This window comes from Halobacillus rhizosphaerae (genome assembly GCF_046719735.1).
Lineage (GTDB): Bacteria > Bacillota > Bacilli > Bacillales > Halobacillaceae > Halobacillus_B > Halobacillus_B rhizosphaerae.
On the sequence record NZ_JAUTWQ010000010.1, the window covers coordinates 201,997 to 219,498 of the forward strand.

Below are 17,502 nucleotides of genomic sequence, written 5' to 3' on the forward strand. Positions count from 1 at the left end.
TATGATTAAGAAGTGACGTAAGAATGTTTGTCCGCGTCATTTACTCCAAAAGTTTGAAAAACATTCTTTGAATGAACCGGATACACTTCTCTGCCTGCCATTTGATTAATGATCACTGCATTTCTATAAGCTCCAAGTCCCAAATCTGGTGCTCCAACTCCGTGAGTATGAAGCTCTCCATTTTGTACAAAGATTTTACCTTCCGCATGAATTTGATTCTCTAAAGAGTAATCTTTCTTAATAAAGTAACGCTTGTGTTCATCTTTAGGGATCCACTCTTCTAGTTTGCTGAGAAAATCGGGAAGGGCAGGCCGGTAGCCCGTCCCCAGAACCACGATATCCGTATCTGCTGCGACCTTCTCTTCTTTAAGACGGTGGAAACCATCTAATCTCCAGCCTGTATCCGTTTTATAAATACTGGTCATTTCCGTCATCGCCTGCAGCAGAATATTTGGGGATACGTTTCCAATCGACTGCTCATATAAATGATCATAAATTTGAGCAATTGTCTCTGCACTGATCCCTTTATAAAGGAGGTCTTGATCCTGGATTAACTTATCCTTCTTGGATTGAGGCAACGGATAGAAGAAATCCGTATAATCTGGTGAGAAATATTCAAGACCAAGCTTCGAATACTCCATTGGGAAGAAACCCTTAGAACGGGTATACCACTGTAAATTTCCCTTCCCTTCTTTTTGTGTTTTAGCTACATCAAGGAATACTTCTGCCGCGCTTTGACCCGACCCGATCACCACTACAGATTGGTCCCTGCCCCACTCTTGTTTTTTTCCCAGGTAATCGGAAGTATGACAAACCGTTGAACCCAAATACTCTCGAAACGGTTCAGGAACGAATGGCACCGTCCCTATTCCCATTACAACGTGCTTCGTTATATACTGTTCAACCTCATCCGTTTCGACATTCTTAGCGGTTACTTGATAGAGGGTTCGACCTTCCACTTCAATTGGAATAATCCCCCTAACATCCCTGCCAAATCTGCAGGATGACAGCCGCTCACTCACCCATTGACAGTAATGATTATATTCTTTTCTAGGGATATGAAATTTTTCTAAAAAGTAAAATTGATAGAGTCTGTTATGTTCCTGCAAATAATTCAGGAAACTATACTCGTTCTTCACATCTGCCATGCTTACCAAATCCGCCAAAAAAGGAACCTGCAGCGTCGTCCCCTCGATCATCATGTTAGGATGCCACTGAAAGTCTGATTCCTTCTCCAAAAATAAGGAATGAATCTCCGGTACTGATTCTAATAAAGCTGCCATTCCTAAGTTAAAGGGGCCAATCCCTATGCCAATGACATCGAAAACGTCGCCTGATGGATAAATGGAAGGATTCATAAAGCAGCCTCCTTGTCTTCAAAATCGTGACGGTTACAAAACATGAGCAATCCCTGTTTGTCTGGCAAATCGATTTGTTTTACAGGCTTAAACCCGCACTTTTTAAACACATGGATCATCTTCTCATTGCGCACGTCAGGTTCGGCGATGATTTTCTTTGTTTGCCTGACTTGAAATTGAAAGCGTACCATGGCGCGAAGTAAAGAAAGGGAATAACCCTTCCCAAGAAACGCTTTTTCACCTATTAATAAATGCACACCTTGATCATAAGCAGCGTTGGAATAGGTACCCTCTACCACATCTCCATAGACCCAGTAACATTCCCAATAGCTCATAACTTTTCCATCTATCATTCCTAAATACAGGGACTGATGGGAATCAGTCAAAGCCTTTTCTAAGTGCGATTTAAACGAATCTATTGGTAGATTCAAATTCCAAAAGGGAGAAACATAATCTTCATTCATCCATTTATGAATGAGTTCAAGGTCCTCATCCTTTACTTTACGAAAAGCAATCGTTTGCTGAAGATGTTTATCATAGTACTCAAAATCATAGTTCATAGCTGCACTTCTCCTTGGTCACCAACGGATTATTTACTTCTGTGTAGATAGACTGCGATTCCATCGGGCCCGTCAGCTCGTCCATATCATACATACGGGTCAGCAGATTCGCTTTGCATGGGAGCACGGGCTCTTCAAGTAGACTGGTGAGCAGTCTGGACGAGGAATGTGATTTTAATTTTGCTTTTACTACATCCAGAAGTTTGCCTTCTTCAATAAGCCTGCTGGCACCAAATCCATTGATCAACCCAAACAAATGATTATAAAAAAAGTAATAGCGGAGCCGTTCTTCAGCTACCTCATCGTCACAAATCGTGTCACTTTCTTCATTTAAATCCGGCAGTAAATCTTCCAATTTTTTTGATCTCGATTTACAAAAGTAATATCCTTGATTATCTCGGTAATAAAAATTCTCTGGATAACCACCTTTCAACTGAATGATTGAATTTTGCTGGTGAGCTTCTAAAGCAATCCCATAGTTATCAAACAACCATAGAATAGGTTCCAGAGAAATATTTAGATAATTGTTAAACCAATCTAAACTCACTTCTTCCAATGAGCGTTCTTCTCTATGAGCAATCCCGCTAATTATGGAATGAATTCTAGAATCACTGTCGTAAGCTGAATCATGGACTAGCGCAGCAATCAACGTGGTTTGATCACTGTTTTCATAAAAAGGATTTTCTCGAACGACTAATTCAAAACCTGAAATTTCTTCCTTCATTTGAAGATTCATATAAGCGGGATCTTGAATAAGATGAAAATGTGGGTAGGCAAGCTTTAATTCACTTCCCAAATTTGTTTTTAATAACTTGGAAACCTCTACCCCTCTAGCAAGTTCCTTCGGTTGATTCACCCGCAGTGAATTGGTAATTTTAATCGGTACAGAAAATTTGTACATGAAGTTGGACTCGGGACTGTAAACAGTCCTAAATGAAGAGGTTGCAGTAAAATAATCTCCCATGGGACCCACATCCTGTATCGCTCCAGTACCTAAATGTTTCTTAACACTCGGTTTTTCCAGTAAAATTGGCACCTGCAAAGGATGAACAGGAATGAGCATGCGCTGGTCTTTTCTAAGTTGTTCAATCCATCCCGCGTCCACCGATTCTTTCATTTCATCTAAAATCAGCTCTGATGCAGATAGAGAAAGGGCAGAGTCCTGGACTACTAATGACGGATCTACATTGAAATAATGGAGCTGAAAACGACCTTTATGTTCAGGAGAATAAAGGATGTCCTCTTGTTCAGTTAACCCTTGTTTACTTTTAGGTGTGGGATGAAGCAAATGTCCGAATAATAAAGATTGCTCCGCGTCAATAAAGGTGAATTCCTCTCCAGTTAATTCCTTTCTGTCACTTATACGCTGCTCCACATACTTATGGATCTTTTTACAGCTGAGGATGACTCTATGTATAAGTTCATCTTCTGCAAGATCCTTTCCCTGTTCAATTAACCACTCCTTTATCACCAGTGTAATAAGAGTGACGTAATCGATAGATAGCCAGTCTTCTTTCCCTGCCAACTGGTAATAGAGAGGAAATCCCAGTAAATGACGCCCAGTTAAAGACCAGTACTTAACGGGAATCAGCAGCTTAACCTCTTGCCTTTCCAGCGGAATACAAATGGTCTTTTCATGGGCTTCTATTTGTAATAAATGAGATGGTCTTTCGGTTTCCATGTAATTATCAGTCTCGCGAAGATAACAATTGATGAAGCTTTGAATGGTTGCTTCTTCAGCTATTTGTTTCGTATTCCTCACGCGAACATCCCTCCATTCGCTATTTCATTTCCAGTTCTTTCAATTTCGCTGACTACTTCCCTTATATCTTTCTTTGTTGTACGGGGATTTAATAAGGTGAATTTTAAATAGACCTTCCCTCTTACCGAAGTTTTCGAGATAACCGCTTCTCCCTGATGAAACAAGGTTTGCTGAATGGACCGATTTAATTCGTTCAGATTAATAGAATCATTGATCTGGTATTGAAATACAACAGTACTCAGTTCAGGATCACCATTTTCAACAACAAAATTATCTTTTCTTCGTAAATATTCCGCTGTATATTGAGTAAGCTCGATCGTGTGATCAATCATACTTCCTAATAAGTTTGTTCCCAGCGTTTTAATCGTCACAAATACCTTTAACGCATCAAACCTTCTCGTGGTCTGTACCGACTTATTGACTAGGTTAACAATTCCCTCCTGGTCATCCTCCTTTGGATTTAAATAATCCGCATGATGAGAAAGATAGCGAAAATGTTCCCGTTCTTTGAGAAGGAATAATCCACAGCTGATCGGCTGGTAACATAACTTATGAAAATCCAATGTAATCGAGTCGGCCAAGTGAATACCTGCAACTTTCTGGACATAGGAATGGCTGAATATCAGACCACCCCCATAGGCTGCATCCACGTGCAGCCAGAGGTTATGTTTCTGAGCAATTTCAGCTAATTCCTCAATTGGATCGATACTTCCATAATCAGTCGTCCCACAGGTGGCTACTATAGCAATAGGAATCAACTTTTCTTCTTTAAGCTGCTTCAATTTTTCTTTCACTTTTGACTCCTTCATTCTATGATGACTGTCGCAAGGAATAGGGACGACAGATTTCTCGCCCATTCCCAATTGAGATGCCGATTTCTGCACAGAGAAATGAGCTTCTTCAGAACAAAGGATTCTCATACGGTTCCACTGATTAGGAAGCCCGTCTGTTTGCACATTGTGCTGCCAGCGTGATTGACAGTAGTCATCTCTTGCCAGCAGCATTCCCATATAGTTTGACTGAGTTCCGCCACTTGTAAAAACGCCATCGGAGGATTGGGGCAAGTTCATCAACATGGCCAACTGATGGACAAGCGCCTGCTCCATATAAGTGGCAGCGGGGCTTTGATCCCATGAATCCATGGATTGATTTAAAGCACCGATCATCAATTCTGTTACCACCCCTGAAATAAGCGGAGGACAATGCAGATGGGCTAAACTTTTTTCATGAGAAATGTGAAGGCTATTCAATAATACCGGGTCGAATAGTTCATCAAGTGTGTGTTCTAACGTTTCAGTCTCTTTAGATAAAGTCATAATTGAATGGAGTTCCCTCTGAATTTCCTCAGGAGTTTTCCCAGCGAATGGCCTGTCAGCATGCAGGAAAACTTGCTCCAGTTTATCCCGAACAATATTTACATGCTCTCTAAAGGACTGGACTCCCTCCTGCCCTGGATGAAGAAAAAAAGGATGATAAATGGGTGATTCAAGATTGGGATTCGTCTTTTTATAGTCAGTTACCATGGCTTACCCCCTCAAAGAAGCTTGGACCGCTTGTCTAAATATAGTAATCACTTCATCCACTTGGTTTTCTGTAATGATTAATGGGGGAAGGAACCGAACGACCGCTCCATGCCTTCCTCCCACTTCTAAAATTAAGCCGCGCTTAAAGCATTCCTGCTGAATATTACTGGCCAATTCAGAGTTAGCTGGATAGCTGCCGTTTGATGATTGAGGTTGGGCAGGGTCCACCACTTCCACGCCGATCATTAACCCTCTTCCACGCACATCCCCAAGCTCAGGAACATGTGATTGAATATCCTTAAGGGAATCAAGCATATAATTACCCATTGCTTCTGCGTGCTTATCCAACTTGTTGTCCTTCACATACTTAAGCGTTGCTGCCCCTGCTGCCATCGCCATTTGGTTTCCTCTGAATGTTCCTATATGGGCTCCTGGCTCCCAGGTTTCTATAGATTGATCATAGATGACTACAGAGAGGGGAAGACTTCCTCCAATCGCCTTTGATAATACAAAGACGTCCGGAACAATTCCTGCATGTTCAAAGGAGAACATCCTACCCGTTCGGCCAATACCGGTTTGCACTTCATCAATAATTAATGGAATTCCACGTTCTTTTGTTATTCTCCTTATCTCTTGAAGCCATTCAATAGGTGCAGGAATTGAACCCCCTTCGCCTTGAACGGTCTCGCATATCACAGCTGCAGGTGGCAGGATTCCACTCTCAGGATCATCAAGCAATTGTTCAATATACGCACTGCTGAGCTGATGACCATCCTCTCCCTTTCTGCCAAAAGGACATCGATATGTATAGGGATACGGTAAGAAATGCGTATCCGGAATGAGTCCCTGGACATGTTGTTTAGGGCTTAAATTGCCGCTGATGGCCATCGTGCCATGAGTGGATCCATGATACCCGCCTTGAAAGGTGAGAATACTTTGTCTTCCTGTCGCTGTCTTAACTAATTTTAAAGCAGCTTCTATAGCATCTCCTCCAGTAGGACCGCAAAACTGGATTTTCGCATCGTCATGAAGTTCCTCTGGTAAACTCGCAAACAGTTCATCAACAAAGTTCTCCTTAACTGGTGTGGTGATATCCAAAGTATGCAGCGGTAAACGGTCTTTAATGACTTTTTCCATTGCCTCAACCACAACGGGATGATTATGACCTAATGCCAGTGTGCCAGCACCTGCCAGGCAGTCTAAATATTTTCGTCCGTCCATATCTGTGATGTACATGCCTTCCGCTTCCTTAATAGCTAATGGAATCCTCCTTGGATAGGATCGAGCATTTGATTCTCTTTTTTCTTGCTGTTTTAGTAAATCTCTATTTGTCAGGTTTATGGAATTGATCAATTTTCTCTCTCCTTACTAACAGTTTTTCTTTCAACGTCATAGTAATTGATAATGATTATCAATGTCAATACTAATTGAAAATAGTTATCAATAATGAAAAAAATTTTAGTTCCTTTGGGTCATCTTTAAAAATTTCCAAGATCCTTGAATAATCAGCTTTTGATAGATTAAAGAGTAAAAGTAAACTCATTTTAGATATTTTTAAAATAAGCCTAAAGTCTCCGGCAGTTTGAGTAACCATTTGTTCGATTTGTTGAACTATTGAAGTAGCTCCATTATGGAATTCCGTATATTTATTTTGTGTTCTTTCTTTAGACAGGGAAATGCCTAGACTGCTGTGGACTGCAACGAAAAAAAGAGGCTGCATGTTGGCATGCAGCCTCTTTCAAGGAAATCTAGAATAGAAAATATGAAATTAATATAAATAGAGTGTTAATAAAGATACGGCAACGCCAAGCAGCCCGCACATAATACTGTAAGGAAGGTTTCTCAAGACAATTTGATACGGATTCATCCTTAACCCCACAGAAGTAATGGTTACAATCAGTCCATACGGAGCAGAAGGAACCGTAGCAATCGCACAGCTGGCTAACAAAATTGTCAGGGTTACAGAAGGCAGCGCGCCCATTAATAATTGGCTTACTCCGCCAAAGATTCCCATCGTAGCTAAGGGATGGACACCAAGGACCGTCATACCGAGGAATGCCACTTGAATAAACAGCATGATCAATAAGGGATGTCCTTTTAAAGCAACAATCGGATCCTGCAAATATTGCAAATACGGTGAAGCATTTAAAGCTTCGGTTAGAAAAGATAAGGTCAACAAGAGAACTATAAAATTATTTAAATGGTTCGTCTGCTGCTTCCAAGTTGGAAAGCCTATATTTAAGAAGCTTTTTCGCCTTTTCATGAGCACGGACCAGATGAATGCAAACGGGAAGATCGCCACCGTTACTGAAAATAAGAATGCGAAATGAACCACATTAGCCAAGAAGACCACCACAATTAAAAATAGGACTAGCGCCACAATAAATTCTAATAACCTCTTCTTGTTTTCTCCAAGCGATTTAGCAGCACCTGTCTGCTCTGGTACTTGATGTTTTCGAAACATCATCTTGCCAAGCCCCGCATCGAATATAAATCCAAGAAGAGCCACCAGCAGCATCCAAGGTAATACTTGTAAATAATTTGCTCCGGTAATAAAGATCGAAGTGGCGAGTAAGATTTCAAGAGGACTCCACAGCAAAGCCAGCGAATATCCGCGAAGAGTTGACATGGCGATGAAGCCTTTCCTTACTTTCGATTTCACACCCTTTAATTGATTTCTTAGTAAATCCTGAGAAATGGCCGCAGAGGACAGATTTAAGAACGCGGCAAGAGAAACCATCGTCACTTCACTGCGGACATATAGCGAGCCCATCCCCTTTACGTTTCCTCCAAGTAAGGCCTGCAGCAGCTTATTGTATCTACCTGCCTTGACCACACTATTCATCCACGGCAGCATGGAAATTAAAAAGAGCAAGCCCACATTTCCGGAAAAAAATGCCGGTACCTCAGTTACTTTCACGTCACTGGAAAGAAAGAAGAAAGTGCCAAAAGCAAGCAAAATAAAGCCTAGTATTTTGAACACCCGATCTGCTCCTGGAAAGTTAATGACCACCATAACGATGCCCAGTATCCCAATAATGGAATAAAGCATAGAATCCGCCCAAAATATATGAACAACATTTAATAAAAAAACGATCGAGTAAAAGATGTATAAATGATCAGCCATTTTAAAATTCCGCACAAAGATTCCCCTATCAGTCAACGACAAACAGCTTTATGTTCGTCTTTTTGTAAACGCGCCTCTTCCATTTAGTCAATGAACTCATCCTATCGATAAAAGTAATTTTTTTCAAGAAATTCACTTCCACATGAAAATAATTTTCCTTTTATAAAGAACTCATCTACTATTCTGATTGGAGAGTCCTAAACGATAAAACGTACCCCTTATCTGTTCATCCAGATAAGGGGTACGTTTATACTGCCTCTACTAAATTTCGAAAAAGATAAACTGTATTTTACTGTGCAGCCTGCAGGTACAGTCTCTCCTATCCTTTGTTAAACGAGGATCAGGAAGTTCGCTGCTGTTGCTGTTGCACGACTTCCTTAATAATGCAGCGGCCTTTGCCGTGAGGAATACACATAGGCGTCCCAAACAGTGGGTCTTCCCGGACGTCACAGTTCATTTCAAAAACATCCTGCACTAATTGACAGGAAATGATGTCTTCGGGTTTTCCTTCCGCATATACAGATTTATCTTTGAGAGCGATGATGTGATCTGCGTACCGGCTGGCAAGATTAATATCGTGCAGCACCATCACAACGGTCCGTCCCTGTTCTTGGTTCAGTTCAAATAATAGATCAAGAATTTCAATTTGATGAGCCATATCTAGATAAGTCGTCGGTTCATCCAACAGGAGGGTATCGGTTCCTTGCGCAAGCGTCATGGCAATCCAAGCTCGCTGCCTCTGTCCTCCTGATAAGGAATCAACAGACCGGTCTCTCAATTCCTCTGTATTCGTTGCTTTCAAAGCTTCATTTACCGCTTCTTCATCTTTTTTCGACCATTGTTTCGCCCAGCTTTGATAAGGGTAGCGGCCTTGCTTTACTAACTGAAGTACTGTCAGACCTTCAGGAGTAACTGGAGATTGCGGCAGAATGGCCATCTTTTTAGCGACTTCCTTCGTCCGCATTTTGGCAATATCTTTATTATCAAGGACAATATGACCGGATTGTGGTTTCAGTAATCTGGACAAGGAACGGAGGAGCGTTGACTTTCCGCAGCCATTTCCTCCGATCAGAACGGTCACTTCCCCTTTAGGAATTTTAACATCCAGTGAATCGATGATGGTCGAGTCTCCATAGCCTAAGGTCAAATCTTTCGCAGTCAACGTTTCCATCTGTCTCTCTCCTTTTATGAACGCTTGCTTGTATAAAGTAAATAAATGAAATAAGGGGCTCCAATAGCGGCTGTAAACACACCTGCTGGTACCTCTACTGGTAAAAATAAAGTACGGCCGATAAGATCAGCTCCCATAACCAGGATAGCACCCATGACAGCTGAAACCGGTATTAAAGCTCCATAGGACGAACCCACCAGCCTTCTTGCTATATGAGGAGCCATTAATCCAACAAAACCTATTCCTCCGGCAAAAGCAACTGAGATTCCAGTTAAGCCGGTAGACAAAATTAAAAACAATATACGATCTCTTTCTAAGTGAACCCCAATCCCTGAAGCCGTTTCTTCTCCAAGTTCCTGTGCATTAATTCTTCTCGCTACAATCATCGATAACAGAACAAAGAGCACAACTACAGGAATGATTATTTTTACCTCGTTCCAATTTGAACCATAAACGCTTCCTGTCAGCCAAATATTTGCCTGAGAAGCTCTATAGATCGGACCAAGAATCATAAGCATAGTAATTAACGCCTGAGTTAGGGCAGATATCCCAATTCCAATTAAGACGAGCCTCATTGGTGAGACCCCATTTTTATAAGCAAATAAATACACTAATACTCCTACTAGTATAGCACCTAAGAAGGAAGCAAGCGGCATCCAGCTGATGCTGACGGTCAGAGCATTATCGTCATTACTAAAGAGGGCAAGAAAAGAGACGACACCGACTCCTGCACCTCCTGTTAGTCCAATGATATCAGGAGAAGCTAGTGGATTTCTAATCATACCTTGTAAAATTGCTCCACTTACAGCTAAACCTACACCTACAAATAAAGCTGTTAAAATTCGCGGCATACGGAACATATTAACGACTAAACGGTCCGATTGATCCCCCTGCCCAAACATAACTTTCACCACATCAATAGGATGAACAAACAATTCTCCTAAAGAAGAGGATAGTATAAATAATATAATTAAACCAAAGGTCAGCCCTGCAAATATAAAGATGGCTTTAGGATCAAATAATAGCGAAAAGCGATCTTTCTTGGTGCGCAGTGTTTGTACTCGTTTCATTTCACGGCCACCCCCCTGCGCGCAATGAAGATAAAGAACGGGGTGCCGATTATCGCCGTCATGACCCCGACAGGGACCTCTTCAGGCATGATCACATACCTGGCACTAATATCTGCAGCCAGCAGCAGTATGGCCCCTAACAAGGCAGCATATGGGATAACCCAGCGATGATCCTGCCCTGCGATTCTTCTTGCAAAGTGGGGTACCACGATACCGACAAATCCTATTGGTCCTGCAATGGCTACGGCACCTCCGGCTAACAGGATGATTAAAACACCGGCGAAAGCTTTGATCCAGCCTGTTCGCTGGCCAAGTCCCTGTGCCACATCTTCTCCCATTAACAAGACGTTAATATGCCGGCCGATAAAAAACGAACCGATCCATGCAAGGATGAGATAAGGAAGTACTGGATATAAGTAACTAAGCTCCCTTCCCTGCACAGAACCTGCCAGCCAAAACAACACTTCATCAAGTGCCTTCTCATTTAGAACGAGCATTCCCTGGGTGAAAGAAGAAAATAGTGCCGCAATCGCTGCCCCGGCTAAAGTAAGACGGACAGGCGTCAGCCCCTGGCTGCCGGCAGCACCTATTCCATACACCACTACCGCTGCAAAAGCAGCCCCGGCAAAGGAAATCCACGTCATCCCCTGCAGGGAGAGAGAAGGCAAATAGGAAATAGATAAAACTACAAAAAATGAAGCTCCAGCGTTTACCCCGAAAATCCCTGGTGAAGCTAGTGAGTTCCTAGTTAAAGCCTGCATAAGAACACCGGCGATAGCTAGAGAAGAACCCACACATACCGCCAGGATAGCCCGGGGCAGCCTTACTTCTCGAATAATAATATGCTGGTTAGACTGATCAAAATGCATGAAAGCTCTATATACATCGGCTAAGTTCACATCTGTGTAACCTAATCCGACACTCGCTAAAGTAAAAATAATGAGGAGCAAGATTCCTGCTAAAATCCCGATTCCCTTTTGTTTTGCCGATTTTAACACCATAAACTATATCCTCTCAAATCTGTAACTCTTAAACTACTTCTATAGTATAGTTTATTTGCAGCCCGTTCTAGTGTCAATGATTTTGAGAATCATTTTCAATTTGATTACAGTTTCTTTGCAAAATCTGTTGACTTCTTTACGGATTTTCTATAGTCTACTAACTGTAAATGATAATCATAATCAATTAGGGAGTTGCTTTTATGACAAAAAAATACTTATTGCCTTTCCTGATGCTGCTGCTATTCTCATTTCTGCTAGCGGCTTGTGGAGAAGATTCTAAAGATACATCGAGTGAAGACCAAAGTAGTGGAAATGAAGGCACCGATGAATTTGAACCTTACACGATAAAACACGCCATGGGAGAAACGACTGTTAAATCTGAACCTAAACGTGTAGTTGTCCTGACTAACGAAGGAACAGAAGCACTGCTTGCCATGGGTATTAAACCGGTGGGTGCCGTTAAATCCTGGACAGGAGATCCATGGTATGAGCATATCAGTGATCAAATGGAAGGAGTAGAAGTCGTTGGAGATGAGTCCAACGTTAACATTGAAAAGATTCTTTCCTTAAAACCTGACCTCATTATAGGAAACAAAATGCGCCAAGAAGATATTTACGATAAGTTAAGTGCCATCGCACCAACCATTTTCTCCGAAACGCTGCGTGGAGAATGGCAAACAAACTTTATGACTTATGCAAAAGCTTTAAACATGGAAGATAAAGGACAGAAACTGATCGACGATTATGACCAACGCTTGAAAGACTTCGCTGACGAGGCTGGTGATAAACTGAACCAGAAAGTATCCGTTATCCGTTTTATGCCTGACCATGTACGTATTTATCATAAAGATTCTTTCTCCGGAGTCATACTAGATCAAATTGGCTTCAAACGTCCAGAATCCCAAGATAAAGATGACTTTATGGAAAAAGCGACGAAAGAAAGAATTCCCGCTATGGATGGGGATGTGATGTTTTATTTCACTTATGATACTGGTGATGGAGCAGCGAATAAAGTGGAGAAGGACTGGCTGAACGATCCATTGTTCCAAAACCTCGATGTAGTGAAATCTGGAGATGTTCATGAAGTAAGTGATGCGATTTGGAATACAGCCGGCGGTTACATTGCCGCTAACCGTATGGTAGATGATTTAGAAAAATATTTCTTAGATGATGAACAATAAGTATTACCATAGAAGAACCACACCAGTGAGACCGGTGTGGTTCTTTCTTTGTGCTAATTCCCCTGCCTATTTGGCGGCATAAAGGGCTTTTACACCAGCGAGATACATAGTCGCTTAATGTAAACTGGAATGAAATTCAAACGCAGTTGTACCATAGATGTTTTTAAAGTGTTTATTTAAATGGGTTAAATCTGTAAATCCGCATTCCGCTACTGCTGAGTAAATATCTCCACTTTTCTCTATCCTCTGCTTGGCATATTCTATTTTGGCGTTAAGATAATATTGATAAGGAGAAATACCGGTATGTGCCTTAAAAAATCTGATAAACTGATATTTCGACAAGCACAGTTCCTGAGAGATTTCATCCAGTTTGAGACCCCTATCTAAATGGGCATGAAGAATATCTTTGGCTTTCTTAATTAAGGTATGATCTTTCTTCCATTCTGTAGAAAGATCTGTTCGAATAAGACGATCAGCTAAAGATAAGAATAATTCACTGCAAAATGCCTCATCTTTATCCACTAAGATCGCCTGGGCAAGATTTATAATGCTTTGCTTAAGTCTCTTATCATATAAAATTGGAGATGGAAAACGCACCATCTCCTTCATCTGAAGAGCGTCTAGGAGCAATTTCGGCTTAATATACAACATCACGTAATCAAGCCCAGTCTTATCATGAGCCATTCCGTCATGGGCCTGTTCAGGGTTAAACAGCATAACACCTTGCGGATAGGACAATTGTATATTGCCATCTAAGTGATAACGTTGTATACCACGAATGGTCACCCCAATGGCATACTCTTCATGCGCATGTTTTTTATAGGAAAATTCATGAATACTTGCTGACAATGCGGTAATTTCTGCCGATTTTTTATAGTATTCAATACGGTAGAAATTATTAGAAGTAAGCCGAAAGCGATCGTTGCTCCCCATGTAAATTGCATCGCCTTTCTGGTGCCTGATTGGTGGGCGGTAGACACGATTACAATATTTGTCGGTCCGGGAGTAAAAGTGATCATAATACAATAGATAAAAAAAGATGTAAGATTCATAGATAAACTCCTCTCCAAGCGTTCTGATGTAATCTTACAGCTATTTGCCCCCGCCTTATAGTATATTATTGCAAAAGAATAGAAAGCTTCTTCTCAAAGTATTCATTACTTACACCCATGTCTGCCCTATCAACTCCTGTGATTATTTTTAGTGAATCCGGCAGTTATGATTGTCATTCATTTAAGTATCAAGCCTGTCTCCCCCTATCCCACTACCGTTCATAACGACTCACCAAGGTTAAGTCTGTCAGTTATGAATTGCGTAGATCCATTTCAAGAATGGACGCTCTTACGCCCCCTCCTTTTAAATCGTTTGTATTTACATGGTTACAATCTAAAAAAAGCTCTTAGTTAACATCTTTACCATCATAATCATGCCTTATCTGGTTAAACTAGGTGTAGTAAATTGTGGAGGAGCGTCGCAGGTGAAAATTGCTGATGTCTTGATCATCATAGGTTTTGTAGTAATTGCAGCGATCATTCTTATTGTGTTAATCGGTGGAATCTTTCTTTTAGTTATGGATCGAAAGCAGAAGCAGCATCCGATTCTCAGGAATTATCCGTTGATCGGCAGAGCACGATATTTCTTAGAGAGTATCGGACCTGAGCTAAGGCAGTATTTGTTTAATAACGATTTGGAAGGCAAGCCCTTTTCACGGGTAGAGTATCAGCATATTGTTAAGAAGGCTAAATACAAACGTGACGTCATTGGCTTTGGTTCACAGCGTGATTTTGAGGAGCCTGGCTTTTACATTCGAAATTCATTGTTTCCTAAATTGACGGAGGAACTCAAGATGGACCGGGAGTTAAAGGTGACCACGGAACGTTATCTTCTATTAAATGAGCCATTGTTTGCCCAGCGTGATGAGAAGCTTGAGGATGAAGAGTCACCTGTTTATTTATTGGAGGAAGAAGATGCAATCGTAATCGGCGAACACACGAGCCAGCCGTTTCGGGTTAAAGGTCAGATTGGGATGTCCGCAATGAGTTTCGGCTCCTTAGGGGATCGAGCGATTACTGCATTGTCGGAAGGATTAGGAATAGCGAAAGGAACGTGGATGAACACCGGAGAGGGAGGGTTGTCCGATTATCACCTTAAGGGCGGCGTAGATATTATCATGCAGATCGGACCGGGACTATTCGGTGTCAGAGATAAAGAAGGAAATTTTAGTTGGGAAGCGTTAGAGGAAAAGAGCAGAATCCCTGAGGTAAAAGCATTTGAAATTAAACTGGCTCAAGGGGCAAAAACTCGCGGCGGACACATAGACGGTGAAAAGGTGACCGAAGAAATCGCTCGTATACGAATGGTCGAGCCGTTTAAGTCGATTGACAGTCCGAACCGTTTCCATGAATTTGACGATCTACCTTCTTTGTTTCAATTCTTTGAAAAGGTTCGTAAACATACGGGGAAGCCAATCGGTATGAAGGTTGTTATTGGCAGCAAGCAGGAAGCAGAGGAACTGGCGAAGGCAATAAAGGAAACCGGGATGGGTCCTGACTTCATCACAGTCGATGGCGGTGAAGGAGGAACAGGTGCCTCCTATCAGGAATTAGCTGATAGCGCCGGTCTGCCAATACGTTCTGCACTTCCACTTGTCGATCAAGCTCTAAGGCAATACGGTGTCAGAGACCGATTAAAAATTATTGCTTCTGGGAAAATGTTTTCACCTGATCGTGTTGTTATTGCACTAGCCATGGGAGCGGACCTCGTCAATATTGCAAGAGCTTTTATGATCACCGTTGGCTGCATTCAGGCTCTTCAATGCCATTCAAACTCCTGCCCTGCCGGAGTGGCAACGACAGATCCTGAACTGCAAAAAGCACTCGTCGTCGATGAGAAAAAATGGCGCACGGCAAACTATCTCATATCTATGCGCAAAGGGCTCTTCCGTCTGGCTGCGGCATCTGGCTTAGATTCCCCAACCAAATTCACGCGCGATCATATTGTATACCGCGATGAAAAGGGACGCACTTGGTCATTGGACGAGATCTATCAATCGATCTATAAACCTGAAAATATTAATGATATCTCCTAGTAAGGAAAGAAGGTTAAGTATATGAAAGCAGCGGAACTGTTGATCAAGTGTTTGGAGAATGAAGGGGTCGAGTATATTTTCGGGGTGCCCGGTGAAGAGAACATTGATTTCATGGATGCGCTCCTAGACTCCAGTATCCAATTTATTTTAACGCGTCATGAAACGAGTGCCGCCTTTATGGCGGGCGCATACGGCAGACTAACAGGAAAGCCCGGCGTTTGCCTGGCAACACTTGGACCAGGTGCTACTAACTTATTAACCGGCGTCGCTACCGCAAACATGGACCTCTGCCCGTTAGTTGCCATTACAGGTCAAGCGGGACTAGGTCGCCAGCATAAGGTATCTCACCAATATTATGACATCGTCTCTGTTTATGCCGGAGTTACGAAATGGAATACTCAGATCAAAACGGCGGCAAGCGTTCCGGAAATTGTGAGAAAAGCATTTAAAGTAGCTAAACAAGAAAAAACCGGTGCTGCTCATATTGAATTACCGGAAGACGTTGCAAAAATAAAGGTCGAAGCCGCTCCCCTCAGCATCGTTCCAGAAAAGCTCTCCGAAGCAGATGAGCCAGTAATAAAGGACGCTGTCAAGCTGATCGAACAAGCACAGCACCCAATCATTTTAGCAGGAAATGGGGTAACGCGAGGAGATGCAGCAGAGGAACTGAGGACGCTAGTGAGCAAAATAAATCTCCCTGTTGTTCATACCTTTATGGGGAAAGGGGCTGTTCCTTGGACCGATGAACACAGTTTGTTAACGGCGGGAATTGGAGGCAATGATTATATTACCTGCGGATTTGCTCAGGCCGATTTAATCGTTGCGATAGGCTTTGATATGTCGGAGTACCCACCGAAAAACTGGAACGCTGAAGGTCAAACGCCAATACTGCATGTGGACACAAAAGAAGCGGAAATTGATGCATGTTATCCTGTCCGGTTGAATGTGGTCGGAAATATTAAGGAGAATGTAAAGAATCTTACAAATGCGTTGGCTCCGAAAGAACGGGATTTAGCCTGGGTGGCGAATGTCCGTAAACAGGCCCTTTCCGAACTGGAATCTTTTAAAAATGATCACTCATTTCCTGTAAAACCACAGAAGATTATTTCTGATTTGAGGTCGGTGATGGCGGAGGACGGGATTGTGATTTCAGACGTCGGAGCTCACAAAATGTGGATGGCGCGGATGTTCCATTGTTATCAGCCGAACACGTGTTTAATTTCGAACGGCTTAGCTTCCATGGGTGTCGCTGTTCCAAGTGCAATTGCTGCTAAAATGACGGCTCCAAAGCGTCAAGTCGTCGCGGTATGCGGAGATGGTTCGTTTCAAATGACGAGCGCTGAATTAGAGACGGCAAAACGCCTGAACCTTCCAATTGTCATTCTTCTTTGGCGTGATGATGGCTATGGTTTAATCGAATGGCACCAGATGAAAGCCTTCAACCGCTCCTCCCATATTAAATTTGATAATCCTGATTTTGGACAACTAGCAAGGTCTTATGGCTTTGAAGCCATAAAAATTGAAAAAACGGAAGAGTTGAAGCCTGGATTAGAGAAGGCGTTAGCAATGAATAAGCCTGTCTTAATCGATTGTCCAGTTGATTACAGGGAAAATATGAAGCTTACCGAAAAACTGGGACACATTATCTGCTGAACGGAGGA

13 protein-coding genes and 1 pseudogene are annotated in these 17,502 nt (G+C 42.1%); 3 read left to right on the top strand and 11 right to left on the bottom strand.

Annotated features, from left to right (window positions below):
• Nucleotides 1–5: 5 nt before the first annotated feature.
• From Q7A53_RS12540 to Q7A53_RS12580, 9 genes are all read right to left on the bottom strand, one after another.
• Nucleotides 6–1,358, bottom strand: a complete 1,353-nt coding sequence (locus tag Q7A53_RS12540) for a lysine N(6)-hydroxylase/L-ornithine N(5)-oxygenase family protein (protein ID WP_411789515.1) — start codon at nt 1,356–1,358, stop codon at nt 6–8.
• Nucleotides 1,355–1,918, bottom strand: coding sequence for a GNAT family N-acetyltransferase (locus Q7A53_RS12545; RefSeq protein ID WP_411789516.1), 564 nt, complete (start codon nt 1,916–1,918; stop codon nt 1,355–1,357). Before Q7A53_RS12545 ends, Q7A53_RS12540 begins: the two co-directional genes overlap by 4 nt.
• Nucleotides 1,908–3,680 carry an IucA/IucC family protein gene (locus tag Q7A53_RS12550; protein WP_411789517.1) on the bottom strand — a complete coding sequence of 591 codons (1,773 nt, stop codon included), beginning with the start codon at nt 3,678–3,680 and terminating at the stop codon, nt 1,908–1,910. Before Q7A53_RS12550 ends, Q7A53_RS12545 begins: the two co-directional genes overlap by 11 nt.
• Entirely contained in the window at nt 3,677–5,203 is a 1,527-nt protein-coding gene (locus Q7A53_RS12555) for a pyridoxal phosphate-dependent decarboxylase family protein (protein WP_411789518.1), read from the bottom strand. The genes Q7A53_RS12550 and Q7A53_RS12555 overlap by 4 nt, the downstream gene beginning before the upstream one ends.
• A gap of 3 nt (nt 5,204–5,206) precedes the next feature.
• The gene (locus tag Q7A53_RS12560) at nt 5,207–6,556 is read right to left on the bottom strand and encodes an aspartate aminotransferase family protein (RefSeq protein ID WP_411789519.1); all 1,350 of its coding nucleotides are present in this window, start codon (nt 6,554–6,556) and stop codon (nt 5,207–5,209) included.
• A gap of 415 nt (nt 6,557–6,971) precedes the next feature.
• Nucleotides 6,972–8,345, bottom strand: a complete 1,374-nt coding sequence (locus tag Q7A53_RS12565; RefSeq protein ID WP_411789520.1) for a hypothetical protein — start codon at nt 8,343–8,345, stop codon at nt 6,972–6,974.
• A 325-nt stretch (nt 8,346–8,670) separates the two neighbouring features.
• Complete coding sequence (locus Q7A53_RS12570) at nt 8,671–9,501, bottom strand: ABC transporter ATP-binding protein (RefSeq protein ID WP_411789521.1); 831 nt, start codon at nt 9,499–9,501, stop codon at nt 8,671–8,673.
• A 14-nt stretch (nt 9,502–9,515) separates the two neighbouring features.
• Nucleotides 9,516–10,571, bottom strand: a complete 1,056-nt coding sequence (locus tag Q7A53_RS12575; protein ID WP_411789522.1) for a FecCD family ABC transporter permease — start codon at nt 10,569–10,571, stop codon at nt 9,516–9,518.
• Nucleotides 10,568–11,572: a FecCD family ABC transporter permease gene (locus tag Q7A53_RS12580; RefSeq protein ID WP_411789523.1), complete on the bottom strand. Its 1,005-nt coding sequence runs from the start codon at nt 11,570–11,572 to the stop codon at nt 10,568–10,570. Before Q7A53_RS12580 ends, Q7A53_RS12575 begins: the two co-directional genes overlap by 4 nt.
• Nucleotides 11,573–11,772: 200 nt before the next feature.
• On the opposite strand from Q7A53_RS12580, the gene Q7A53_RS12585 reads away from it, so the two are divergent.
• Nucleotides 11,773–12,753, top strand: coding sequence for an ABC transporter substrate-binding protein (locus Q7A53_RS12585; RefSeq protein ID WP_411789524.1), 981 nt, complete (start codon nt 11,773–11,775; stop codon nt 12,751–12,753).
• A 114-nt stretch (nt 12,754–12,867) separates the two neighbouring features.
• On the opposite strand, the gene Q7A53_RS12590 is transcribed toward Q7A53_RS12585, so the two are convergent.
• Nucleotides 12,868–13,686 carry an AraC family transcriptional regulator gene (locus Q7A53_RS12590; protein ID WP_411789525.1) on the bottom strand — a complete coding sequence of 273 codons (819 nt, stop codon included), beginning with the start codon at nt 13,684–13,686 and terminating at the stop codon, nt 12,868–12,870.
• Nucleotides 13,626–13,805, bottom strand: a pseudogene (locus Q7A53_RS12595) (LysE family translocator); the annotation flags it as partial. The pseudogene Q7A53_RS12595 and the gene Q7A53_RS12590, both read right to left, overlap by 61 nt.
• A 425-nt stretch (nt 13,806–14,230) precedes the next feature.
• Between Q7A53_RS12595 and Q7A53_RS12600 the strand changes: the two are divergent.
• Nucleotides 14,231–15,841, top strand: coding sequence for an FMN-binding glutamate synthase family protein (locus Q7A53_RS12600; RefSeq protein WP_411789526.1), 1,611 nt, complete (start codon nt 14,231–14,233; stop codon nt 15,839–15,841).
• Between the two features lie 21 nt (nt 15,842–15,862).
• A complete protein-coding gene (locus Q7A53_RS12605) occupies nt 15,863–17,494 on the top strand; it encodes an acetolactate synthase large subunit (protein ID WP_411789527.1) in 1,632 nt (543 codons plus the stop codon).
• The last annotated feature ends 8 nt before the right edge of the window (nt 17,495–17,502 follow it).

What these genes read in the sequence shown, in the direction of transcription:
- Q7A53_RS12580 (WP_411789523.1), bottom strand. Translation starts at nt 11,572, where the DNA reads ATGGTGTTAAAATCGGCAAAACAAAAGGGAATCGGGATTTTAGCAGGA.
- Q7A53_RS12555 (WP_411789518.1), bottom strand. Translation starts at nt 5,203, where the DNA reads ATGGTAACTGACTATAAAAAGACGAATCCCAATCTTGAATCACCCATT.
- Q7A53_RS12540 (WP_411789515.1), bottom strand. Translation starts at nt 1,358, where the DNA reads ATGAATCCTTCCATTTATCCATCAGGCGACGTTTTCGATGTCATTGGC.
- Q7A53_RS12590 (WP_411789525.1), bottom strand. Translation starts at nt 13,686, where the DNA reads ATGGGGAGCAACGATCGCTTTCGGCTTACTTCTAATAATTTCTACCGT.
- Q7A53_RS12605 (WP_411789527.1), top strand. Translation starts at nt 15,863, where the DNA reads ATGAAAGCAGCGGAACTGTTGATCAAGTGTTTGGAGAATGAAGGGGTC.
- Q7A53_RS12545 (WP_411789516.1), bottom strand. Translation starts at nt 1,918, where the DNA reads ATGAACTATGATTTTGAGTACTATGATAAACATCTTCAGCAAACGATT.
- Q7A53_RS12585 (WP_411789524.1), top strand. Translation starts at nt 11,773, where the DNA reads ATGACAAAAAAATACTTATTGCCTTTCCTGATGCTGCTGCTATTCTCA.
- Q7A53_RS12570 (WP_411789521.1), bottom strand. Translation starts at nt 9,501, where the DNA reads ATGGAAACGTTGACTGCGAAAGATTTGACCTTAGGCTATGGAGACTCG.
- Q7A53_RS12575 (WP_411789522.1), bottom strand. Translation starts at nt 10,571, where the DNA reads ATGAAACGAGTACAAACACTGCGCACCAAGAAAGATCGCTTTTCGCTA.